The organism is Streptomyces ficellus (assembly GCF_009739905.1).
Classification (GTDB): Bacteria; Actinomycetota; Actinomycetes; order Streptomycetales; family Streptomycetaceae; genus Streptomyces; species Streptomyces ficellus_A.
Genome location: NZ_CP034279.1, coordinates 1,360,525 through 1,382,878, shown reverse-complemented (window position 1 = coordinate 1,382,878; position 22,354 = coordinate 1,360,525). Strand labels below are relative to the sequence as shown.

Sequence of the window (22,354 nt, the reverse complement as noted above, 5' to 3'; positions counted from 1 at the left end):
TGCGTCTCCTCAGGGGGCGAGCGTCTCTTCGATCGCGGCGACGATCCGGCCCAGCGCCGGTTCCGTGAACAGGGTGTAGTGGTCGCCGGGCAGGCCGCCGGCCCGGAAGGGACCCGTGCACACCGACCGCCACTCCTCCTCCACGGCGGCGCGGCGCGAGGCGGCCAGCAGGGTCACCGGGCCGCCGTACGGGCCCGGCGGGCGGTACGCCTGCAACGCCAGCGCGCACGCCCGGAAGACGTCGTAGCGCCCGGCCAGCTCCTCGTCGCTCAGGGCCGGTTCCACCCCGAGGTCCGTCAGCGCCCGCCTGAGCCCGGCCGGGCCGGCGGCGGGGGCCGGGACCGCGCCGGCCTCCGCGCCGTCCCACCCCGCCAGCCTGGCGACGTCGTGCACGAACCGCCGTCGCACCGTCGCCTCGTCGAGCGGTACGGGATCCTCGTTCCAGGAGGCGTCCAGCAGCACCACCGGTGGCCGCAGCCCGGTGTCGCGCTCCAGCTGCCGGGCGATCTCGAAGGCGAGCACCCCGCCGTAGGACCAGCCGGCCAGGCAGGACGACTCCGGCAGCCCGGCCGCGGTCAGCGCCTTCGCGATCCTGGCGGCGGCCACAGTCATACCGTCCTGCGCGGGTACGGCCGCGTCCCGGGCGTCGGCGGCGAACCCGGCCACACCGACGCCCTCGCGCAGCGCCCGCACCAGCGGCACGTAGCAGAACAGTTCACCGCCCGACGGGTGCACCAGGACCACCCGCGCCGGGCCGGGCGGCCGCATCAGCACCGGCGCCCGGTCGTCGCCCCCCGCGACGTCCGCGACCGCGACCGCACGGCCGCCGTCCGTCGGAGGCCGGGACGACGAAGACCGGGACGACGAAGACCGGTCCGCCTGCGGGGCCGGCCGGTCGCCGTCACCGAGCCGCGCGGCACGGACGGAGTCGATGGTGGCGGCCAGGTGCGCGACCGTGGGCGAGACGAAGAAGTCGCCGAGCGCGACCTCCACGTCGAACCTGCGGTTGATCGCCGACATCAGCTGGGCGGCCTGGAGACTGTTGCCGCCCGCCTGGAAGAAGTCGTCGTGCACACCGAGCCGCTCGTTGCGCAACAGCGGGACGAGCACCTCGCGCAGCAGCACCCGCTCGGTGGCGGTGCGCGGCTCGTCCCCCGACACGTCACCCGCCGCGCCCGGGTCCGGCGCCGGCAGCCTGCGCCAGTCGACCTTGCCGCTGCTGGTGAGCGGCAGTTCGCCGAGGACGACGAAGTACGAGGGGACCATGTACGACGGCAGGAGGGTGCCCAGCCGCTCGCGCACCGACGGCACCCGCTGCTCGTCGATCCCCGTCAGGTAGCCGACCAGGTGCTTGTCACCGGCGTCGTCGGTCCACGGCCGCACGCTGACCGGACCCATGCCGTCGATCGAGGCCAGCGCCGACTCCACCTCGCCCAGCTCGATCCGCAGACCCCGGATCTTGACCTGCTGGTCGAGCCGGCCGAGGAAGACCAGCCGTCCGTCCGGCAACCGCTTCACCAGGTCCCCGGTCCGGTACAGACGCCCGCCGGGCGCGGTGCCGAACGGGTCGGGGACGAACTTCTCCGCGGTCAGCTCGTCCCGGTCGAGGTAGCCGCGGGCCAGCCCCGCCCCGCCGATCACCAGCTCGCCCGGCACCCCGACCGGGACGGGGCGCAGGCCGCGGTCCAGGACGTGCGCGACGTGGTTGGCCATGGGCAGGCCGATCGGCGGGGTGGTGTCCCAGGTGCCCGGGCACTCCTCGACGATCATCGTCACCGTGCACTCGGTCGGGCCGTAGCCGTTGAACAGCCGCCGGCCCGGGTTCCACCGGTTCACCAGCTCACCGCTGAACGCCTCGCCGCCGACGAACGCGATGCGCAGGTCGGCAAACTTCTCCGGCGCCAGCAGCGGCATCACCGTCGGCGGCAGGTCGATGACGGTGATGCCGGCGCGTTCCATCAGCGCCTGGAGCCGGTCGATGGACAGCCGCTCGTCATCGGTCGCCAGACACAGGCGCGCCCCGGTCAGCAGCGCGGAGAACGTCTCGAACACGGAGACGTCGAAGGTGATCGACGCGAACCCGAGCACCCGGTCGGCGGGCGTCAGGCCGAACAGGTCCCGGGTGGAGTCGATGAAGTTGACCACGCCGCGGTGTTCGAGGAGCACCCCCTTGGGCCTGCCGGTGCTGCCGGAGGTGTAGATGATGTACGCGACGTCGCCGGGTTCCGCCGCGAGCGGCGCGTTCCGGTCGGGCATCGCCGCCAGTTCCGCGCGGACGTCGTCCAGGATCACCACGGGCGCGGCGACCTCGCGGACGGCTCCCGCGACCCCGGCGTGCGCGACCACCGCGTGCACCCCCGCGTCGGCGGCGATCTCCCCGACCCGGGCGGCGGGATGCGCCGGGTCGAGCGGCACGTACGCCGCGCCGGTCTTGAGCACCGCGAGCATCGCCGCCGGCAGGTCGGCGTTCCTGCGCAGGCACAGGCCGATCCTCGTGCCCGGTCCGGCACCGCGCTCGCGCAGCAGGGCGGCGAGCCGGTTGGCGCGGGCGTTGAGCTCGGCGTACGTGGTCGGGGTGTCCTCGACGACGACCGCCACGCTGTCGGGCGCCTCGTGGACGCGCGCCTCGAACTCCGCCACGACGGTCGTCTCGCGCACCGGCCGCACCGGTCCGCTGCCGACCCGGGCGAGGAACTCCCGGTCCTCCGGGCTCAGCACGTCCGCGGCGGACAGCGGGGCGTCCGGGGCGGCGGTCAGGGTGCGCAGGAGCCCGTCGTAGTGCCGGGCGAACCTGGCGATGCTCTCGCCGTCGAAGAGACCGGTGTTGAACCCGATGTCCAGGCGCGCGTCGACGCCCGGCGCTGCCGGCTCCTCCACCTGCCAGGTCATGTCGAACCGGGTCCTGCCGCTCCGGACGGTCTCCCGGGTGGTCACCAGGCCGGGCAGGCCGGGCGGGCCGGTCGTGGGCGACGCGTCGCGCGTACCGAACACGATCTGGAAGACCGGTGAGCGCGACGGGTCGGCGGCCGGGCCCACCGTGCCGGCCGGTTCACCGAACGGCACGCCGCCCTGCGCGCGGGCGTCCGACACCGCGTGCCCCACGCGCCGGACCAGTTCCCGGAAGGCCGGGTCGCCGGAGAGGTCCCCGCGCAGCGCCGTGAGCGTGGCGAACGGCCCGATCACCGACGACACGGCGTCGTCCCGCCGGTCGCCGTCCGGTGAGCCGATCACCAGGTCCTCCAGGCCGGAGTACCGGTGCAGCAGGGTGAAGAACGCGGCGAGGAGGACGTCGAACGGGGTCGCGCCCTCCTCCCGGGCCAGTTCCGCCGCCCGCTCCAGGCCCTCGCGGCCGAGGGTGAAACCCGCGGTGTCCCCGGCGAAGGACGGGGTGTCGCCGCGGGGCCGGTCGGTCGGGAACTCCAGCACCTCGGCGCCCGCGAGCCTGTCGCGCAGGCGGGCGGCCCGCTCGTCCGGCCCGCCGTCGTCGAGCCGCCCCCGCTGCCACACCGCGTAGTCGGGGTACTGCACCGGAAGGGCCGGCAGCCGCGGCGCCCCGCCGTCGCGCGACGCCCGGTACGCCTCGGCCAGTTCGTCCGCCAGCAGCCCGAGCGACGAGCCGTCGCACACCAGCCGGTGCGCCTCGAACAGGAACAGGTGGTCGTCCGGCGCCACCCTGATCAACGCGGCACGCCACAGGGGCGACCTGCCCACGTCGAACGGCGCCTCGACCCGTTCCGCGGCGAGCGCCCGCGCGGCGGCGAGCCGCTGCCCGGGCCCCTCACCCGCCACCTCGATCAGCGGCAGCTCGACCCGCACCCGGGGCGCGACCACCTGCACCGGCCCGTCCTCGCCGTCCACGACCGCGGTCCGCAGCGCCTCGTGCCGGGCCACGACCGCGGCCAGCGCCGCCCGCAGCGCGCCCGCGTCCAGCTCCCCGCGCAACCGCAGGCACAACGGCTCCACGTCCGCGGGGCCATCCGGCGCGGACCGGCCGAGGAACCACCAGGTCTCCTGCGCGGACGACAGCGGCGCCGGCCCGGTGTCCCCGCGCGGTACCGGACCCCGCCCGGCCGCCTCCGCCACCTGCGCCTCCAGCAACGCGAGGAACCCCGCGCGGCGCTCGGCGGGCAGGGCGGCGAGACGCTGGGTCATGTCGGTCATCGCAGACTCCTCTCCGGAAGCGGCGCGTCGCTCGCCCCGCCGTCCACGCGGACCGGCAGGTGCGCCAGCTCCGCGATGGCCAGGGACAGCACGTCGACGCCCCGCAGGAAGTCCGACAGCACGATGTGCTCCGTGTCGGCGTGGTCGAGCCTGCTGTCACCCGGGCCGTAGGTCGCCATCGGGATGTCCCAGACCTCCGCGAGGGTGTTCATGTCCGACGTCGCCGTCTTCACCACCAGCCGGGGCTGGGCGTGCAGCCCCCGGATACCGGTCACCAGCGCGCGGACGGCCGGGTTGGCCCGGTCCGCCCGGCAGGCCGCCACCGAGTTCAGCACCTCCAGACGGCCTGCCGGCAGCCGGTCGCGCAACCCGCTCACCAGCCCCTCGACGTCGAACCCCGGCGGGGTGCGGACGCTGAGGTCCGCCGTCGCCGACGTCAGGTCGGCGTTCAGCCGGCACAGCGTCGCGCCCGGCCGGGCGAACGCGTCGTGGCCCGCGTCCGGCCCGAGCAGGTCGACCAGCGCGGCCCAGCAGGCGACGGCCAGTTCGGACGCCTTCGGCTCCGGGTTGCTTGGATGCGTGGCCGGGCACTGGACGGTGTAGCGCAGGTCGAGCTTGCCCTTGTAGCCGATGACCACGCTGGACCAGCCGCTCGGTTCGCCGACGATCAGCGCGTCCGGCCGGTCGTGGGCGGCCCGGATCGCCATCGCGCCGCGCGAGCGCGGGGTCTCCTCCTCGACGACGCCGATCACCACGATCCGCCCGGGGAAGTCCACCGCGCCCGCCGCGGCGCAGATCATCGCCGCGAGCGGACCCTTCGCGTCCACCGCGCCCCGGCCGTAGAGCCTGCCGTCCTCGGAGCGGACCGGGATCTGGCCCGGGACGGTGTCCATGTGCCCCAGCAGCATCAGGGTCGGACCGTCGCCGCGCTCGATCACGCCGATGACGTTGCCCACCGTGTCGATGTGCGCCCGGTAACCCAGGTCCGTCATCGCCTCCGCCAGGAAGTCGGCCAGCGCGCGCTCCTGGTAGGACGAGGACGGTATCTCCAGCATGCCGCGCAGCAGCCCCACGGCGCTCGTCTCGGTGACGTGGCCGGACTTGGTGAATGCCCAGTTCATCGTTGCGCTCGCTCCCGTAGGTGTTCCACGATGCGGTCCGCGACGTCGACCCGGTCGCCGAACGCGGACTGGAACCCGCTGAACTCGACCCGGTGGTTGACCTCCAGCACCAGCAGCCGGCCGTCCCGGTCCTCGATCAGGTCGACACCCGCGATGTCGGTGCCGACGGCGGCCGCCGCGTCGAGCGACAGCTTGGTGATCTCCGGTGTCGCCTCGCACGGCCGGGCCCGCGCGCCGAGCGCCACGTTGGTGCGCCACGACTCACCGGTCCGGTGGACGGCGCCCAGCACCTGGCCGCCGACGACGATCGCCCGGATGTCCCTGCCCGGCTTGTCGATCAGCTCCTGCACGTACGTCAGGTGGGACTGCGGGCCCGGCAGCGCGGCGACGTACTCGAACACGCCCTCCGCGGCCGCGCGGTCGGGCAGCCGTACCACCAGCCGGCCCCACGAGCCGACCAGCGGCTTGACGATCGCCGGGTAGCCGAGGGACTCCAGGGCGTCCAGCGCGGCCTGCGGGGTGAGGCCGAGCGCGGTGCGCGGCGTCGGCACCGCGGCCGCCCGGAGCGCCAGGGTGGTGCGCCACTTGTCCCCGCACACCTCGGTGGCGTCCGCGCTGTTGAGCACCTCGACGCCCGCCGAGGTGAGGCAGCGGGCCGCGTACGTGGCGCGGGCCTGGCCGATCTCCCGGTTCAGCACGAGACTCCACGGCAGGTCACGCTGCCCGGCCAGGAACCACTGGCCGCGCGTGTCGACGTGGTCGAAGGGAACACCACGCCGTTCGAGTGCGTCGAAGAGCCGTTTCTCGTCCGCGCCGACCCTGCTGGCGAGCACGGCGATCCTGCCGTCACCCGGGGGCTTGGATGTCGCTGACACGTGACCTCCGTCGTAGGACCACTGGTTGACCGGATGGCACAACCGGTCTGTCGCGTCCACGGGAGGCTATGGGCGGTCCGGCGGCGGGCGCGTCCGCGACAAGCTCATCCGCGGCGACGCACCGCGTTTACTTCGCGGCCCGGCGACTGCACATGTCGCTTACCCGGCCCGGGCGCCGCTCGTGCCACTCTTGAACCGCATTCCGAATGCCTTTCGCATGAGTTCACCGCACGCTTTCCGGCCGGACGCGCGAGCGCCGTGCCAGACGGAAGGGGAAACCGTGGACGACATATCAGGGCGGATACCGGTGCTCGCGCTCTGGAGCGCGCCGCGCTGCCGTTCCACCGCGTTCGCGCGGATGATGGCGGAGCGGGGAGACCACGTCGTCGTGCACGAACCGCTCTCCCAGGTGGTCGACTTCGGAGAGGTGAAGGTGGGCGACCGGGTCGCCCGGTCGGAGCAGGACGTACTCGCCGCACTGCGGGACCTCGCGGAGGAGAAGAAGCCGGTGTTCTTCAAGGACACCACGGACTTCGCCTACCCGGCGGTGCTCGCCGACCGGGACTTCCTCGCCGGCGCCACGCACACCTTCATCATCCGCCACCCGGACGAGGCCATCGCCTCGCACCACGCGCTCAACCCGGACCTCGGCCGCGACGAGATCGGGTTCGCCCGGCTGCACGAGATCTTCACGGCCGTACGGGCCGCCACCGGCACCACGCCGGTCGTCGTCGACTCGGACGACCTGCTCGACCGGCCGGCCGACACCGTGCGGGCGTACTGCGCGGCGGTGGGCATCCCCTTCCTCGCGGACGCGCTGAACTGGCAGCCGGGGATGCGGACGGAGTGGCAGGCGACCAGCCGGTGGCACGAGTCGACCAGCAGGACGGCCGGCTTCACGCGCGCGCCGGGCCGCGGGGCCGAGAAGGTGGCCGCCGACCCGGTGCTACGGGCCCACCGCGACTACCACCTGCCGTACTACGAGGAGTTGCGGGCCGCCGCACTCCGGCCGTGACCGTCCGGCCGGCAGGGCCCGGCGGAACCACCAGGCGAGAACACCGGACCAGCGATACGGAAATCCGAGGTCGACACGATGCGGATGAACTGTGCGATGCGCCCGCCCGGCATACGAATACAGCCCGGCATACGAATACAGCCCGGCACACGAATACCGGCCGGTACACGAATACCCGTCGGCACGCGAATGCCGCGCGGTACCGGAATACCGGGCGTGATTCCCGTGAGGGGGACCACGTGACGGACACGACGGCGCCCTCCGCCCCCACCCGGCTGTGCGATCCGGTCGACATCTCCGGCCATCGCAACAACACGGCCGTCTCCGCGGCGACGGAGACCAAAGCGGCGGCGTTCAACGTGTGGGGGAACTCGTTCGCCGCCGAATACCTGCCCGCGGGCGGAACTCTCGTCCATATCGCCGGAGTTCCCTTCCGGTTCCCCCCGGTCTGCGACGGACCGGACAACATCCGCTGCGCCGGACAGTTCCTCGACCTGCCCGAGGGCCGGTACGACTGGATCCACGTCCTGGCCGCCGCGGAACGGCGCTGCGAGGACACCGCCGAACTGCACTTCGACGACGGCTCGGTCGACCCGGAGCCGCTGCGGGTCTCCGACTTCTGGTCGGCGCCCGCCTGGTTCGGCGAGGTCAAGGCGTACGAGAGCCCCGTCATGCACTACCCGCACCACGTCCAGCGCAACGTCTCCGCCGTCATGTGGGCGCAGCGGGTGCCCGTGACCCGGCGCGCCGGCCTGACGGGCGTCCGGCTGCCCCGCAACGACGCGCTCCACCTCTTCGCGGTCACCCTGCAACGGGCGGAGGCGGCGGCATGACCGGTGACGTGACGACGAGGACGTACATGATCACCGGCCCGGAACCCCAGTGGTGGTACCGCGACCTGATCAGCTGCCTCCAGGCCACGTTCGGCACGGTGGTGGCACGCGAGGGGGCCGACCCGCTGGCCGTGCTCGGCGCCGGCTGGCGCTTCCTGCACCTGCCCGGCGACGTCAGGTCCGAGGAGTTCTACTACCCGTGCCCGCCCGGCGCGTCCGGCGAGGCCGACCTCGGTGCCGCCCTGGCGCCGCACCACGACCTGCGCGCACGCTGGTGGCAGCCCGCCGACGAGGACGACCTGTGGCGGGAGGTGCGCGACACGCTGACCGCCGACCGGCTGGTCATCGCCGCCGTCGACAACTTCCACCTGCCCTTCCGGCCCGCGTACGGCGACGTGCACGCCGCGCACCTCGTCGTGGTGTACGGCCTGGACGAGGCCCGCGGCCTGGTGTACGTCTCGGACGCGATGCCGCCCGCGTTCCGCGGCGCCGTCCCCGTCGAGGCGTTCCTGCGCAGCTGGGGCTCGGCCAACCCGACCGACGTCCAGGACGCGTTCTTCAGCGACTCGCGCATCGGCAGGCGCTGCCTGGACGTCCGGCTCGACACCCCGCCCCCGCCGCTCACCCCCGAGCTGCTCGGCGGCTTCCTGCGCACCGACACCGACGCCTTCACCACGGCCACCGCAGCCACCTCGGCCACGCAGGCCCGTGCTGGTCTCGCCGGATTCGACGCGTTCGCCGCCGAACTCGTCGAACGGTGCCGAGCCGGGGACGACACCGCCCTGCGCGAGCTGTACCCCTTCGGCTGGGGCATGCAGGCCCAGGCGTCCCTGCACGGCGAACTCCTGCGCCGCTGCGGCCGCACCTGGGGCGACCCGGCGCTCGCCGGGGCCGGACGCGCGGTCGAGTCCGTCGCCCACGCGTGGACCGGGCTGCGGATCACCGGCGCCCACGGCCACGCCGACCCCCGAGCGGTCTCGGCCGACATCGCGCACCACGCCACCGTGCTGCGCGGCCTGTACGCGCGTGCCGTCGACGCCGTGGGCGCGGCAGCCGCACGCCTGTGACCGCGCCCGGCCCGACCACCCGAGACCATGTCGAGAGGACAGTGATGAGCAAGCTGGCAGCGTTCGGCGGTCCCCCGGCCGTGCCGAGGGACCGGCGTCACGTGGAATGGCCGCTGGTCGAGGACGAGGACCGCAAGGCCGTCATCGACGCGCTCGACGGCGCCAGACTGGTGTCCAACTCGGACGGGGAGAACCCGGTCTCCACCCTCGAGGAACAGTGGGCGGGCCGGTTCGGCTTCGGCCACTGCGTCGCGGTGTCCACCGGAACCGCCGCCCTGTCCCTCGCGCTGGCCGCGCTCGGCGTGGGCCCGGGGGACGAGGTGATCGTGCCCGCCCTCAGCTTCATCGCCACCGGGCTCGCGCCGGTGCACCAGATGGCCGTCCCCGTGTTCGCCGACGTCGACCCGGTCACCTTCAACCTCGACCCGGACGACGTGGAGCGGCGGATCACCGGGCGGACCGCGGCGATCATCCCCGTGCACCTGCACGGCGCACCCGCCGACATGGACCGCATCACGGCCATCGCGCGCCGGCACGGCCTCGCCGTGATCGAGGACGCCGCCCAGGCCCCCGGCGCCACCCACCGGGGCCGGCCGGTCGGCGGGATCGGCGACGCGGGCGCGTTCAGCCTCCAGGCCACGAAGAACATCCCCACCTGCGGCGAGGGCGGGCTGCTCGTCACCGGCAACGCGGAACTCGCCGAATCCGTACGCAGGGGACGGCAGTTCGGCGAAGTGATCGAAAGCGGCCGCGAACGCGACTACGTGTCCTACGGCCTCGGCTGGAACCACAAGATGAACGCCCTCCAGGCCGCGTTCACCAGCGCGCAGCTCACCCGGTTCGACGACTACGAGAGCGCGCGGCAGCGCAACGTCGCCGCGTTCCTCGCACGGCTCGCCGAACTGCCCGGGCTGCGGGTGCCGACCGCCGCCCCGGACACCACCCACGCCTGGCACATCCTGCGCTTCCGGTTCGACCCGGCCGCCTTCGGCCTGGACGGCGTACGGCCCCAGGCCCTGCGCTCGGCCCTGCGGCGGCTGCTGCGCGCCGAGGGCGTACCGATGTCGCAGTACCAGCTCATGCCGCTGCCCGACCAGAAGGTCTTCGTCGACCGCGTCGGCTTCGGCGGCGGCTACCCCTGGACCGTGACCGGTGCGACCGGGCCGGCGGCGGGGGAGGACCACCCGGTGGCGCGCGCGGTCATCGCCGACTCGCTCACCCTCCAGAAACGGCACCTCCACCCGGAGTCGGGCGAGCTGCTGCACCTCTACGCGGACGCCTTCGAGAAGGTGTGGGCCAACCCCGACATGGTGGCCACCCTCGCGGGGGCGGCGTCATGACCGCCACCCAGGCACAGGCGCAAGGCACCCTGGAAGCGGTCGCCGCACGCATCCGCTCGCACGTCGTCGACATGTGCGCCGGGCCCGAGGGCGGTCACCTCGGAGGCGCGTTCTCCTGCGCCGATGTACTGACCGCGTTGTACTTCTCGGTGCTGAACGTCGACCCCGAGCGGCCGGACGACCCCGACCGCGACCGCTTCCTGCTCAGCAAGGGCCACGCCGCCGTCGGCCTGTACGCGACGCTCGCCGAACGGGGCTTCTTCCCGGTCGCCGAACTCGCGAGCTACGGACGGCCCGGCAGCCGGCTGATGGGCCACCCGGTCCGCGCGGTGCCGGGCGTGGAGATGCCGACCGGCTCCCTCGGCCACGGGCTCGCGCTGGCCTGCGGCTTCGCCCTGGCCAACCGGTACGCCGGCCGCGACGCGCGCAGCTTCGTGCTGCTCGGCGACGGCGAACTCCAGGAGGGCTCCGTGTGGGAGGCGGCCATCGCGGCCGCGTCGCTGCGGCTGGACCGGCTGGTCGCCGTGGTGGACCGCAACGGGCTCCAGCTGACCGGCGCCACCGAGCGGATCGCGCCGATGGAACCGCTGGCCGACCGCTGGCGCAGCTTCGGCTGGGCGGTGCGCGACGTCGACGGCCACGACCCCGCCGCACTGGCGGACCACCTCTCCGCCGCCCCGTGGGAGCCGGGCCGGCCGAGCGTGCTGATCACCCGGACCGTCAAGGGCCAGGGACTGCCGTTCCTCGCCGGCCGGGCGGCCAGCCACTACGTGACGCTGTCCGAGCGCAACCACGCACGGGCGATGGCCGCCCTCCGACCCAAGGACACCGACGGATGAGCCGCGCGACGCGAGAGGCCTACCGGGACACCCTGCTGCCGCTGCTGGCCCGCCACCCCGAACTGATCTGCCTGGACAGCGACACCGGCCTGTTCAGCGCGGACCACGCCGCGGCGGCCGGCGAGCAGTACCTCAACCTCGGCATCGCCGAGCACAACCTGATGGGCATGGCCGCCGGGCTGGCGGCGTGCGGACGGGTCCCCTTCGTCAACACGATGGCCGCGTTCGCCGCGTCCCGCGCCCTGGAAGCCATCAAGATCGACATCGCGTACAACCGGCTGCCCGTCCGCATCATGGCCACCCACGGTGGTCTGGCCGCCGGCCACCTCGGACCGACCCACCAGGCCCTGGAGGACCTCGCCGTCCTGCGGGTGCTGCCCGGGATGACCGTCGTCGTGCCCGCCGACGCCGCCGCCACGGAGGCGTTCGTCGAACAGAGCCTGAACCTGCCCGGACCGCTCTACGTCCGGCTCGGCCGCAAACCGTCACCCCCGCTGCCCGCGGGTCCGCCACCGGTCATCGGACGGGCGCAGACCCTGCGGCAGGGCGGCGACGTCGTCCTCGCCGCCTGCGGCCCCTACCCGGTGCTCGCCTGCCTCGCCGCGGCGGACGCCCTCGCCGGACACGGCGTCGAGGCCACCGTGCTCAACCTGCACACGCTGCGGCCGTTCGACACCGACACCCTGGTCGCCGCGGCACGGCCCGCCCCCCTCGTCGTGACCGTCGAGGAGCACTGGCGGGGCGGCGGCCTCGGCGGCGCGGTGGCCGAGGCACTGGCCGAGGCGGCGCCCACCCGGGTGCTGCGGATCGGAGTGCCGGACCGGTTCGTCGACACCGTCGGCAACCAGGAACACCTCGTCGACCACTACGACCTGACCGCGGAGCGGGTGGTGAGGACGGTCCGTACCGCCCTCGACACCGCCGCCCTCTCCGGGACGACCATCTGAAAGGACACCTCACATGACCACCATGCAGGCCTGCCCCGAGTGCGAGGACGAGGTGCGGATCAGCGACTCGGCGCGCCTCAACGAGATCGTCGAGTGCGCGGGCTGCCGCAGCGAACTGGAGATCGTGGCGCTGAGCCCGGCGGTGCTCGCCCTCGCGCCCGAAGTCGAAGAGGACTGGGGGGAGTAGTCGTGCACGGACACACCACTCACAACGGGGCGCGGACGTGATCCGCGTCGCCGTGGTCGGCGCGGCCGGCTACATCGGCGGAGAACTGCTGCGACTGCTCATCGGCCACCCCGAGGTCGACGTGGTGGCCGCGGTGTCCTCCCGGTTCCCCGGCAAACGCGTCGACGGCGTGCACCCCAACCTGCGGTCCGCCACCGACCTGCTGTTCTGCACGGCCGACGACGTGGAGGACTGCGACGCGGTCTTCCTCGCCACCCCGCACCGCGCCGCCATGACCCAGGTCGAGCACTGGATCGGACGGGCCAAGCAGGTCATCGACCTCACCGGCGACTTCCGGCTGGACGACACCGAGGTCTTCGAGCGCTACTACGGCACCGAACACGCCGCGCCGCACCTGCTCGGCGACTTCGTCCCCGGGATACCCGAGCTGTACCGGGAGAGCCTGCGCACCGCCGACCTGGTCAGCGTGCCCGGCTGCATGGCGGTCGCCGGCGTGCTCGCCCTCTATCCGCTCGTGGCACGCGACCTGGTCGAGCCGGAGGCCCAGTTCGACGCGCGCACCGGTTCCAGCGGCTCCGGCGCCACCGCCGGCGAGGCCAACCTGCACGCCGAACGCAGCGGAGCCATGCGGGTGTTCGCGCCCACCGGCCACCGGCACGAGGCGGAGATCTCCCGGCACCTCGGGATACGGGCCGCCATGACCGCGACCGGCGTCGAAGCGGTACGCGGCGTGCAGACCATCTGCCACGCCCGCCTGCGCCCCGGCGTCGACAAGTCGGCGGTGCGCAGGGCGTACCGAGAGCAGTACCGGGACGAGCCGTTCGTCCGGGTCGTCGCCCACCAGCGCGGCACCTTCCGCTACCCGGAGCCGAAGATCCTCCTCGGGTCCAACTTCTGCGACGTCGGGTTCGCCGTCGACGAAGAGGCCGGGCGGCTGGTGACCATCGCCGCACTGGACAACCTGATGAAGGGCGGCGCCGGCAACGCGGTCCAGTTCCTGAACATCCGCATGGGCTGGCCCGAGAACCTCGGCCTGTCCTTCCCCGGCCTGCACCCCGTCTGAACCCCGGCGAAACGGAGGCACCGTGACCAGCAGACCGCTGACCGTCGTCAAGAGCGGCGGCAACCCGGCCGTCGACGCCGCGGAGATCTGCGCCGACATCGCCGGACTCGTCGAGGAGGGACAGTCGGTCCTCCTGGTCCACGGCGGCTCCGGCGAGATCGCACGACTGGCCGGGAGGCTCGGCGTCCCGCAACGCACCCTCACCGCCCCGGACCGGGTGTCCACCCGGTACACCGACCCGGCCACGCTGGAAGTGGTCGTCCTCGCCCTGGCCGGCGGGGTCAAACCGCGGATCGTCGCCGAGCTGACCCGGCTCGGGGTGCCGGCCGTCGGCCTCACCGGCCTGGACGGCGGGATGCTCCGGGCCCGCCGCAAGACCGCCGTCCGGGCCGTCGTCGACGGCCGGACGGTCCTGGTCCGGGACAACCTCAGCGGCCGGCTCACCGAGGTGCGCGCCGAACCGGCGCAGACCCTGCTGCGGGCCGGCTACGTCCCCGTGGTCTCACCGCCCGCGATCGACGAGCACGACCAGCCGGTGAACGTCGACGCCGACCGCGCCGCGGCGGCACTCGCCGTGGCGCTCGGCGCCGACCGGCTGGTGCTGCTCACCGGCGCACCGGGCGTACTCGCCGATCCGGACGACGAGACCAGCGTGCTCAGCGGCTACGAGGTGCCGGCGACCGGCGCGCCCGGCCGGTTCGCCGGAGGCGGCATGGCACTCAAACTCGTCGCCGCACGTGAGGCACTGTCCGGCGGGGTCCCGTCGGTACGGATAGCGGACGGGCGGGTGCCCAGCCCCGTCGGCCGGGCCCTGGCCGGGGCCGGCACCACGGTAACCATGACGTGCGCGGGCGCGGCGACCACCGGCCCGTACGAGAGGGAGCACCGAACATGACCGAACCAAACGGCGGACCGGCCGTGTGGCAGGGCGGCACGGTCTGGCTGACCGGACTGCCGAGCGCGGGGAAGACCACCCTCGCGCGGGGCCTCGCCGAGCGGCTGAAGGCCGAGGGACACCGGGTCCAGGTCCTCGACGGCGACGAGGTCCGGGCGGCACTCTCCGCGGAACTCGGATTCTCGAAGGAGGACAGGGACACCAACGTCCGCCGGGTCGGCTACGTGGCCGCGCTGCTCGCCGTCCACGGCGTCACCGTACTGGTGCCGGTCATCGCCCCCTACGCGGTGTCCCGCGCGGCGGTGCGCGACCTGCACGCCGCGCAGGGCGTCCCCTGCCTGGAGGTGCACGTGGCGACCGCGCTGGAGACGTGCGCCGACCGGGACGTGAAGGGCCTCTACGCCCGGCAGGCGGCCGGCGACCTCCGCGGCCTCACCGGCGTCGACGACCCCTACGAGGCACCGGTCGACCCGGACTTGCGGATCCACACCGAGGACCACACGGTCGAGGAATCGATCCGGCACCTGCGGGCGCTGCTCACCGCTCGAGGGCTGTCGTGACCCCCGTCGCCCGGGCCGCGGCCGGCGCACCGACCGGACCCACCGGCCCCAAGCCCCCGCCCGCGGTGTCCCCGCTCACCCACCTGGAGACGCTGGAGGCCGAGGCGGCCCACATCTTCCGCGAGGTGGCAGGCGAGTTCGACCGGTCCACGCTGCTGTTCTCCGGCGGCAAGGACTCGATCGTCATGCTGCACGTGGCGCTCAAGGCGTTCGCCCCGGCGCCGCTGCCCTTCCCGCTGCTGCACGTGGACACCGGCCACAACTTCCCCGAGGTGCTCGCCTACCGGGACCGGATCGTCGCCCGGCACGACCTGCGCCTCGACGTGGCGTCCGTACAGTCCTACATCGACGACGGCACGCTCCGCGAACGCCCCGACGGCACCCGCAACCCGCTGCAGACCCTGCCCCTGCTGGACGCCATCCGCGACGGCCGGTTCGGCGCCGTGTTCGGCGGCGGCAGGCGCGACGAGGAGAAGGCGCGCGCCAAGGAACGCGTGTTCAGCCTGCGCGACCAGTTCGGCGCCTGGGACCCGCGCCGCCAGCGGCCCGAACTGTGGCAGCTCTACAACGGCCAGCACGAGCCTGGTGAACACGTCCGGGTCTTCCCCCTGTCCAACTGGACCGAACTGGACGTCTGGCAGTACATCGAGCACGAGGGCATCGAACTGCCCGAGATCTACTTCGCGCACCGGCGGAAGGTGTTCCGGCGCGACGGCATGTGGCTGGCGCCCGGCGACTGGGGCGGCCCCCGGGACCGTGAGGAGCTGTGCGAGCGGCAGGTCCGCTACCGCACGGTCGGTGACATGTCCTGCACCGGCGCCGTCGACTCGTCGGCGGCCACCGTACAAGAGGTGATCACCGAGATCGCGGCGAGCCGCGTGACCGAGCGCGGCGCGAGCAGGGCCGACGACCGGCTGTCCGAGGCCGCCATGGAGGACCGCAAGCGAGAAGGGTACTTCTAGGATGTCAACGGACCTCGCGGAAGCGGAAACCCGGCCCGGCCCGTCCGGGCGGCTCTCGGGCGGCCTGCTGCGCCTGGCCACCTGCGGGTCGGTCGACGACGGCAAGTCCACCCTGGTCGGCAGGCTGCTGTACGACACCAAGTCCGTGCTCGGCGACCAGCTGGCGGCCATCGAGGAGGTGTCCCGCCGCCGCGGGCAGGACGCCCCCGACCTGGCGCTCCTCACCGACGGGCTCCGGGCGGAGCGGGAGCAGGGCATCACGATCGACGTGGCCTACCGCTACTTCGCCACCCATCGGCGGCGGTTCATCCTGGCGGACACACCGGGACACGTGCAGTACACCCGCAACATGGTGACCGGCGCCTCCACCGCGGACCTCGCGGTGATCCTGGTCGACGCCCGCAACGGTGTGGTGGCCCAGACCATGCGGCACTGCGCGATCACGGCGCTGCTGCGGGTCCCCCACGTCGTGCTGGCCGTCAACAAGATGGACGCCGTCGGCTACCGGGAGTCCACGTTCACCGCGATCGCGGACGAGTTCACCGCGCGGGCCCGCGAGCTGGGCGCCGCCGACGCCGTCGCCATCCCCATGTCGGCCCTGGCCGGCGACAACGTCGTCGAACCGTCGACGAGGATGGACTGGTACGACGGCGACACGCTGCTGTCCCACCTGGAAGGCGTGCCGCTCGGGGCGGACCCGACCGGCAAACCGCTGCGGCTGCCGGTGCAGTACGTGATCCGGCAGCCGTCCGGCGACCGTGGTGCGGTGGAACGCTGGCTGGCCGGACAGCTCGCCTCCGGCGTGCTCAGGGTGGGCGACCCCGTCACCGTGCAACCGGCCGGGGCGACCAGCACGGTCGTCGGCCTCACCGTCCTCGGCAGGGAGACGGACACCGCCTGGGCGCCCCAGTCGGTGGCCGTCCGGCTCGCCGACGACATCGACATCGCCAGGGGAGACGTCCTCGCCGCGGGTGAGGCCCCCGTACCGCTGCGGCGCCTCACCGCCACCGTGTGCCACCTCGACGAGCGTCCGCTGCGCGCACGGCAGCGCGTACTGCTCAAGCACACCACCCGGACGGTCCCCGCCGTGGTCGAGGACATCACCTACCGCACGGACGTCGCCGTCGCCCGCCGGCTCCCGTGCCACGACGGGCTGTCCGCCAACGACATCGGCGGCGTCCGGATCCTCACCGCCGAGCCGCTCGCCGTCGACGACTACGCCGAGAACAAGCGCACCGGCTCGTTCCTGCTCATCGACCCGCAGGACGGGTCGACGCTCAGCGCCGGCATGGTCGACACCGGGGCGGACGACCAGCAGCGACCCTGACTCGCACCCCCGTGAACCACATGCGGTGATCCGCACCCCCGTGATCCGCGCCCCCAGTGATCCGCACCAGCGATCCATCGCCGAAAGGGTGAACCACGCCATGAACCCGACCCCGGACGCCACCGCCACCCCCGACCACATCGCCGTCTCCGACCGCTGGGCCGCGCACAACTACCACCCGCTGCCGATCGTGCTCACCCACGCGGAAGGCGCCTGGGCGACCGGTCAGGACGGGCGGCGCTACCTCGACTTCGTCGCCGGGTACTCCGCCCTCAACTTCGGCCACCGGCACCCCGAGATCGTCGCCGCCGCCAAGGACCAGCTCGACCGGCTGACCCTGACCGGCCGCTCCTTCCACAACGACCAGTTCGGGCTGTTCTGCCGCGAACTGGCCGAGCTGACGGGCACCGAGACGGTGCTGCCCGCCAACACCGGCGCCGAGGCGGTCGAGTCGGCCGTGAAGGTCGCCAGGAAGTGGGCCTACCAGGTCAAGGGCGTGCCGGACGGCGCCGCCGAGATCATCGTCGCGGGCGCCAACTTCCACGGCCGCACCACGACCATGGTGTCGATCTCCACCGACCGCACCGCCCGCAACGAGTTCGGCCCCTTCACCCCCGGCTTCACCGTGGTGCCGTTCGGCGACATCGACGCACTGCGCGCGGCGGTCAACCCCAACACGGCGGCCATCCTGCTGGAGCCGATCCAGGGCGAGGCGGGCGTGGTCGTCCCGGCGAAGGGGTACCTGGCCGACGTCCGCCAGCTGTGCGACGACACCGGCACCCTGTTCCTCGCCGACGAGGTCCAGTGCGGACTGGCCCGTACGGGCACGACGCTGGCGCTGGACCACGAAGGCGTCCGCGCGGACCTGTACGCGCTGGGCAAGTCCCTGGGCGGCGGGCTCATGCCGGTGTCCGCGGTCGTCGGCCGGGCCGACGTCCTCGGCGCGCTGAAGCCCGGCGAGCACGGCTCGACCTTCGGCGGCAACCCGCTGGCGTGCGCGGTCGGCCGCGCGGTGGTGCGGCTGCTGGCGACCGGGGAGTTCCAGGAACGGTCCCGCGAACTCGGCACGTACCTGCACTCCCGGCTCGGTGAGCTGGAGGGCGTCACCGAGGTGCGCGGCCGCGGCCTGTGGGCGGGCGTGCAGATCGCCGAGGGCCGTACGACCGGGGTGAACGTGTCCGAGGCGCTGGCCGGGCGCGGCCTGTTGTGCAAGGAGAACCAGGGCCACCTCCGGGTGGCACCGCCGCTGGTGATCACCCGTGAGGAGATCGACTTCGGCGTCGACGCGATCGCCGACGTGCTGGGCTGACCGGAAACCGACGGTCGGGGAACCGCCCGGTGGCGCACCGTACCGGGCTGCCGGAATGATCCCTCCCGGCCGGGACGCCGCCCCCGGGGCCGCCCTGGCCCCCCGCGTACGGCCCCCTACACAGGACCCCGCCCCGGACCCCCGACCGCCGACCGACACCCCACCCCCGAGTCCCGAGTCCCGCCCCCGGACCCCCGACACCGGCCCCGGCTCCCGGCGAGCCGCGGCCGGCCCGTGAGACAAGGAGCCACCATGTCCATCGACGCCGTACCCACCGGTCACGAGTCCCCGACGGCCGCCGCCAGCGGACGGCCTCGCGTACTGGTCATCGGCGGCAAGCTCAAACTCGTGCGCAAGGCCAGGGAACTCGGCCTGGACGTGGTGCACGCCCAGTACCCCGACGCCTACGACCGCGGCCACTGGCCCTACGTCGACCAGGCGCTGCTGCTCGACTACGGCGACATCGACCGGCTCCTGCCCCTGGCCCGGGCGCTGCACGCGGCGTACCCGTTCCAGGCGGCCGTGTCGCTGTTCGAGCTCGGGCTGCTGCCGGCGGCGCGCATCAACGAGGCGCTCGGCCTGCGCGGCGAGTCCGTCGACACCGTCGAACTGCTGCTGGACAAGTGGCGGATGCGGCAGCAGCTGGCCGCCAAGGGCATCAGCCCGATGGCCTCCGCGGTGGGCCGGTCCGCCCAGGACGTCCGCGACTTCGTCGACCGGCACGGGCTCCCGATCATCGTCAAGCCGGTCCGCGAATCGGGCAGCGTGGGCGTGTTCCGCGTCACCGACGAGGCCGAGGTGGACACCGTCGCCGAGCGGTACCGGTCCCTCGACGACCAGGAATGGGTCGTCGGCGACCTGTTCGCGGCCGACTCCTTCGACGAGTTCCTCATGGAGGAGTACCTCGACGGCCCCGAGGTCAGCGTGGAGACGCTGAGCTTCGACGGCCGGCACGTCATCGTCGCGGTGACCGACAAGGCGGAGTTCGGCGGCGGGTCCGGCTTCGTCGAACTCGGGCTCTCCCAGCCCAGCCGCCACCCGGAGGAGACCCTGCGCGAGGTCAGGCAGCTGGTGACGGACTTCCTCGACGCGATGGGGCTGCGCAACGGCCCGAGCCACACCGAGATCAGGCTGACCTCCCGCGGACCGCGCGTCATCGAGTCCCACAACCGCATCGGCGGTTACGGCGTCAACGAGATGGTCGAGACCGCCTACGGCGTCGACATGGAACTCCACACCCTCGGCACCCCGTTGGGCCTGGTGGAACCGCTCACCGCGTCACCCGAACCCCGCGGGGGAGTGGCCCTCCAGGCACTCACACCGGAGCCCGGCCGGGTCGTGGAGGTGACCGGCGTCGACGCCGTGCGCGCGGACCCGGCGTTCGTCGACCTCCATGTGAAGCTCCGGCCCGGCGACGTGGTGGCACCGCTGACCTGGAACGAGGACATCGGCGGTTACGTCATCGCCCGCGGCGCCGACGCGACCGAGGCGATCGCCCACAGCAAGCGGCTGGCCGAGGCGATCCACGTACGCACCGAGCCCGTCCGTTGAGCGCCGCACCACCGGACCAGGCCGGCGTCGACGAGCCGCGGTTCCGCGACGCGCTGCGCAGCCTGCCCGGCCGGGTGTGGATCATCAGCGTCGGCATCCTGGTCAACCAGGTGGGCAACTTCCTGCCCGTGTTCATCGTCCTCTACCTGACCGACCGGGGACACTCCGCCGGGGCCGCCGGGTTCGTACTCGGCGTGTCCGGCCTCGGAAAGGTGCTCGGCAACGCCGTAGGCGGCTACCTCACCGACAAGCTCGGCCGGCGGTGGACCATCGTCCTGTCCGCCGTGACCACAGCCGGGCTGACGGCGATCGTCCCGTACCTCGAATCCCTGCCGGTCATCGTGGCGATCGTCGGGCTCATCGGCGTCACGTCACAGATCTACCGGCCCGCCGCGGCCGCGGTGCTGATCGACGCCGTGACGACCAACCAGGAACGGCTCGCGGCCTTCGGCGTGTTCCGGTTCGCGATGAACATCGGCTCCGCCCTCGGCGGTGTCATCGGCGGTGTGCTGGCCGCCACCTCCTACGTCGAACTCTTCCTGGGCAACGCCGTCGCGTGCCTGCTGTTCGGCGTGGTCATGGCGCTGCTGCTGCGCGAACCGTCCGGGTCCCGCTCCGGGCAGGACGACCCGGACACCAAGGCGGACCGGGCGGCCGGCTACCGCCAGGCGCTCGCCGACCGCACCCTGGTGCGGTTCCTGGTGATGATCCTGGTCGCCGAGTTCGTCTACATCCAGTCCACCGTCGGTCTGCCCCTGCACGTCAGCGACGTGGGCCTGAGCGAACGCGACTTCGGCCTCCTCATCGGCCTCAACGGCCTGCTGGTGCTGGCCCTCGAACTCCCCATCACCGGCTGGGTCTCCCGCTACCGGCTGGAATACGTCCTGGCCGTCGGCAACCTGATCATCGGCGTCGGGCTCGCCCTGACCGGGCTCATGGACAGCATGGTCCTGCTGGCCGCGACGGTGGTGCTGTGGTCGCTCGGCGAGATGATCTCCACCTCCGTCTCCCAGGCCTACCTGGGCAGCCTCGCCCCGCCCCAGCTCGTCGGGCGCTACCAGGGGCTGTACGGCGTCGCCTACACGATCGGCACCGGCGCCGGACCGCTCATCGGCGGCGCCCTCTACGCGTACGCCCCATGGATGTTCTGGACGCTGGTCGGCGTGTCCGGACTGCTGGCGGCCCAGCTCAGCCTGCCGCGCCGCCGCGCGAAACCCACCGCCACCGACACCAACACCGCCACCGCCAAGGACTTCGTCGACGCCGAGCCAGCCCCCGACCCCCACCGACCGGAACGGACAGGAGAGAACTCATGAGTGATTTCGCAGGACTGGTCGCCATCGTCACCGGCGGTGCGTCGGGCATCGGCCTCGCCACGGCGAAACTGCTGAGCAGCCGGGGAGCCAAGGTGGCCGCCTTCGACGTCAAACCCGACGGGCTGCCGGACGGCATCGTGGGCATCGAGGTCGACGTCACCGACGACGCCCAGGTCCGGTCCGCCGTCGACGCCGTGGTCGAGCGGTTCGGCCGGCTGGACGTGGTCGTGAACAACGCCGGCATCAGCGCCGTCGGGGACGTCGCCGGCAACGACGACGACGAGTGGCTGAGGGTCCTGGACGTCAACGTGGTCGGCATGGTCCGGGTCGCCCGGCACGCCCTGCCGCACCTGCGGCGCTCTCCCGCCGCCGCGATCGTCAACACCTGCTCGATCGTCGCGTGGGCCGGGCTCCAGCAGCGGGTGCTGTACTCGGCCAGCAAGGGCGCCGTGTACGCGATGACGCTCGCCATGGCGGCGGATCACGTCCGCGAGGGCATCCGCGTCAACTGCGTCGCCCCCGGCACGGCCGACACGCCCTGGGTGGACCGGCAGATGGACCAGGCGCCCGACCCGGAGGCCGCCCGGGCCGCGCTCACCTCGTTCCAGCCGTCGGGGCGCCTGGTGACGGCCGACGAGGTGGCCGGCGCCATCGCCTACCTGGCCAGCCCGCTGTCCGGGGCGTCGGTGGGCACGGTGCTCGCCGTGGACAACGGCATGCACGGCCTGCGCCTGCGCCCGCCAGCCCAGCCGTAGCACCGGAGGCACACCCGCGGGAGCCGCCACCCCGCGGGACCGTCACACGGCGCCGACCGCCGCATGTCGGTGACCGCCACACGTCGCTGACCGGCCGCGCGCAGGCCGGACGGGGTCCGGCTCTCCGGGGCCGGGCCCCTCGGCATGCCCCGGGCCGGCGCCACACCCCGCGAGCGACGACACCACCCCCCTTCCCCCTCGCACCGGACATCCCCGTTTGGAGCCATCGAC

Annotated in this window: 19 protein-coding genes; 16 read left to right on the top strand and 3 right to left on the bottom strand. The window is 73.3% G+C overall.

Annotated elements, in window-relative coordinates:
- Positions 1–9 precede the first annotated feature (9 nt).
- From EIZ62_RS06090 to EIZ62_RS06080, 3 genes are read right to left on the bottom strand one after another with little or no spacing between them, the layout of a single operon-like run.
- The gene (locus EIZ62_RS06090; RefSeq protein WP_208827785.1) at positions 10–4,161 is read right to left on the bottom strand and encodes a non-ribosomal peptide synthetase; all 4,152 of its coding nucleotides are present in this window, start codon (positions 4,159–4,161) and stop codon (positions 10–12) included.
- Positions 4,158–5,282 carry a M20/M25/M40 family metallo-hydrolase gene (locus EIZ62_RS06085; RefSeq protein WP_156691692.1) on the bottom strand — a complete coding sequence of 375 codons (1,125 nt, stop codon included), beginning with the start codon at positions 5,280–5,282 and terminating at the stop codon, positions 4,158–4,160. The genes EIZ62_RS06090 and EIZ62_RS06085 overlap by 4 nt, the downstream gene beginning before the upstream one ends.
- Complete coding sequence (locus tag EIZ62_RS06080; protein WP_156691691.1) at positions 5,279–6,157, bottom strand: RimK family alpha-L-glutamate ligase; 879 nt, start codon at positions 6,155–6,157, stop codon at positions 5,279–5,281. Before EIZ62_RS06080 ends, EIZ62_RS06085 begins: the two co-directional genes overlap by 4 nt.
- A 280-nt stretch (positions 6,158–6,437) precedes the next feature.
- On the opposite strand from EIZ62_RS06080, the gene EIZ62_RS06075 reads away from it, so the two are divergent.
- The 16 genes from EIZ62_RS06075 (at position 6,438) to EIZ62_RS06000 (ending at position 22,123) form a co-directional block, all read left to right on the top strand.
- Complete coding sequence (locus EIZ62_RS06075; RefSeq protein WP_208827783.1) at positions 6,438–7,172, top strand: sulfotransferase-like domain-containing protein; 735 nt, start codon at positions 6,438–6,440, stop codon at positions 7,170–7,172.
- Positions 7,173–7,411: 239 nt separating this feature from the next.
- A complete protein-coding gene (locus EIZ62_RS06070) occupies positions 7,412–8,005 on the top strand; it encodes a hypothetical protein (protein ID WP_156691690.1) in 594 nt (197 codons plus the stop codon).
- Entirely contained in the window at positions 8,002–9,072 is a 1,071-nt protein-coding gene (locus tag EIZ62_RS06065; protein WP_156691689.1) for a BtrH N-terminal domain-containing protein, read from the top strand. Before EIZ62_RS06070 ends, EIZ62_RS06065 begins: the two co-directional genes overlap by 4 nt.
- Before the next feature lie 44 nt (positions 9,073–9,116).
- Positions 9,117–10,412 (top strand): DegT/DnrJ/EryC1/StrS family aminotransferase, encoded by a 1,296-nt coding sequence (locus EIZ62_RS06060; protein ID WP_156691688.1) that lies wholly within the window; start codon positions 9,117–9,119, stop codon positions 10,410–10,412.
- On the top strand, positions 10,409–11,251 hold the full coding sequence (locus EIZ62_RS06055; protein ID WP_156691687.1) for a transketolase: 843 nt from the start codon (positions 10,409–10,411) through the stop codon (positions 11,249–11,251). The genes EIZ62_RS06060 and EIZ62_RS06055 overlap by 4 nt, the downstream gene beginning before the upstream one ends.
- A complete protein-coding gene (locus EIZ62_RS06050) occupies positions 11,248–12,198 on the top strand; it encodes a transketolase family protein (protein ID WP_156691686.1) in 951 nt (316 codons plus the stop codon). Before EIZ62_RS06055 ends, EIZ62_RS06050 begins: the two co-directional genes overlap by 4 nt.
- A gap of 22 nt (positions 12,199–12,220) precedes the next feature.
- A complete protein-coding gene (gene lysW, locus EIZ62_RS06045; RefSeq protein ID WP_156696234.1) occupies positions 12,221–12,385 on the top strand; it encodes a lysine biosynthesis protein LysW in 165 nt (54 codons plus the stop codon).
- 37 nt (positions 12,386–12,422) lie between these two features.
- The gene (gene argC, locus EIZ62_RS06040; RefSeq protein ID WP_156691685.1) at positions 12,423–13,448 is read left to right on the top strand and encodes an N-acetyl-gamma-glutamyl-phosphate reductase; all 1,026 of its coding nucleotides are present in this window, start codon (positions 12,423–12,425) and stop codon (positions 13,446–13,448) included.
- Positions 13,449–13,470: 22 nt separating this feature from the next.
- Entirely contained in the window at positions 13,471–14,343 is an 873-nt protein-coding gene (locus EIZ62_RS06035; protein ID WP_156691684.1) for a [LysW]-aminoadipate kinase, read from the top strand.
- Positions 14,340–14,903, top strand: coding sequence for an adenylyl-sulfate kinase (gene cysC / locus EIZ62_RS06030; RefSeq protein ID WP_156691683.1), 564 nt, complete (start codon positions 14,340–14,342; stop codon positions 14,901–14,903). Before EIZ62_RS06035 ends, cysC begins: the two co-directional genes overlap by 4 nt.
- A complete protein-coding gene (gene cysD / locus EIZ62_RS06025; RefSeq protein WP_156691682.1) occupies positions 14,900–15,865 on the top strand; it encodes a sulfate adenylyltransferase subunit CysD in 966 nt (321 codons plus the stop codon). The genes cysC and cysD overlap by 4 nt, the downstream gene beginning before the upstream one ends.
- A 1-nt stretch (position 15,866) precedes the next feature.
- Positions 15,867–17,192: a sulfate adenylyltransferase subunit 1 gene (locus tag EIZ62_RS06020; RefSeq protein WP_156691681.1), complete on the top strand. Its 1,326-nt coding sequence runs from the start codon at positions 15,867–15,869 to the stop codon at positions 17,190–17,192.
- A gap of 100 nt (positions 17,193–17,292) precedes the next feature.
- A complete protein-coding gene (gene rocD, locus EIZ62_RS06015) occupies positions 17,293–18,501 on the top strand; it encodes an ornithine--oxo-acid transaminase (protein ID WP_156691680.1) in 1,209 nt (402 codons plus the stop codon).
- A 252-nt stretch (positions 18,502–18,753) separates the two neighbouring features.
- Complete coding sequence (locus tag EIZ62_RS06010) at positions 18,754–20,052, top strand: ATP-grasp domain-containing protein (RefSeq protein WP_156691679.1); 1,299 nt, start codon at positions 18,754–18,756, stop codon at positions 20,050–20,052.
- Entirely contained in the window at positions 20,049–21,368 is a 1,320-nt protein-coding gene (locus tag EIZ62_RS06005; protein ID WP_156691678.1) for an MDR family MFS transporter, read from the top strand. The genes EIZ62_RS06010 and EIZ62_RS06005 overlap by 4 nt, the downstream gene beginning before the upstream one ends.
- Positions 21,365–22,123, top strand: a complete 759-nt coding sequence (locus tag EIZ62_RS06000) for an SDR family NAD(P)-dependent oxidoreductase (RefSeq protein ID WP_156691677.1) — start codon at positions 21,365–21,367, stop codon at positions 22,121–22,123. The genes EIZ62_RS06005 and EIZ62_RS06000 overlap by 4 nt, the downstream gene beginning before the upstream one ends.
- Positions 22,124–22,354: the final 231 nt, after the last annotated feature.

Coding starts and splice junctions, on each gene's coding strand:
- lysW (WP_156696234.1), top strand. CDS start 12,221: ATGCAGGCCTGCCCCGAGTGCGAGGACGAGGTGCGGATCAGCGACTCG.
- EIZ62_RS06055 (WP_156691687.1), top strand. CDS start 10,409: ATGACCGCCACCCAGGCACAGGCGCAAGGCACCCTGGAAGCGGTCGCC.
- EIZ62_RS06000 (WP_156691677.1), top strand. CDS start 21,365: ATGAGTGATTTCGCAGGACTGGTCGCCATCGTCACCGGCGGTGCGTCG.
- cysC (WP_156691683.1), top strand. CDS start 14,340: ATGACCGAACCAAACGGCGGACCGGCCGTGTGGCAGGGCGGCACGGTC.
- EIZ62_RS06085 (WP_156691692.1), bottom strand. CDS start 5,282: ATGAACTGGGCATTCACCAAGTCCGGCCACGTCACCGAGACGAGCGCC.
- rocD (WP_156691680.1), top strand. CDS start 17,293: ATGAACCCGACCCCGGACGCCACCGCCACCCCCGACCACATCGCCGTC.
- EIZ62_RS06090 (WP_208827785.1), bottom strand. CDS start 4,161: ATGACCGACATGACCCAGCGTCTCGCCGCCCTGCCCGCCGAGCGCCGC.
- EIZ62_RS06065 (WP_156691689.1), top strand. CDS start 8,002: ATGACCGGTGACGTGACGACGAGGACGTACATGATCACCGGCCCGGAA.
- EIZ62_RS06020 (WP_156691681.1), top strand. CDS start 15,867: ATGTCAACGGACCTCGCGGAAGCGGAAACCCGGCCCGGCCCGTCCGGG.
- EIZ62_RS06050 (WP_156691686.1), top strand. CDS start 11,248: ATGAGCCGCGCGACGCGAGAGGCCTACCGGGACACCCTGCTGCCGCTG.
- EIZ62_RS06010 (WP_156691679.1), top strand. CDS start 18,754: ATGTCCATCGACGCCGTACCCACCGGTCACGAGTCCCCGACGGCCGCC.
- EIZ62_RS06060 (WP_156691688.1), top strand. CDS start 9,117: ATGAGCAAGCTGGCAGCGTTCGGCGGTCCCCCGGCCGTGCCGAGGGAC.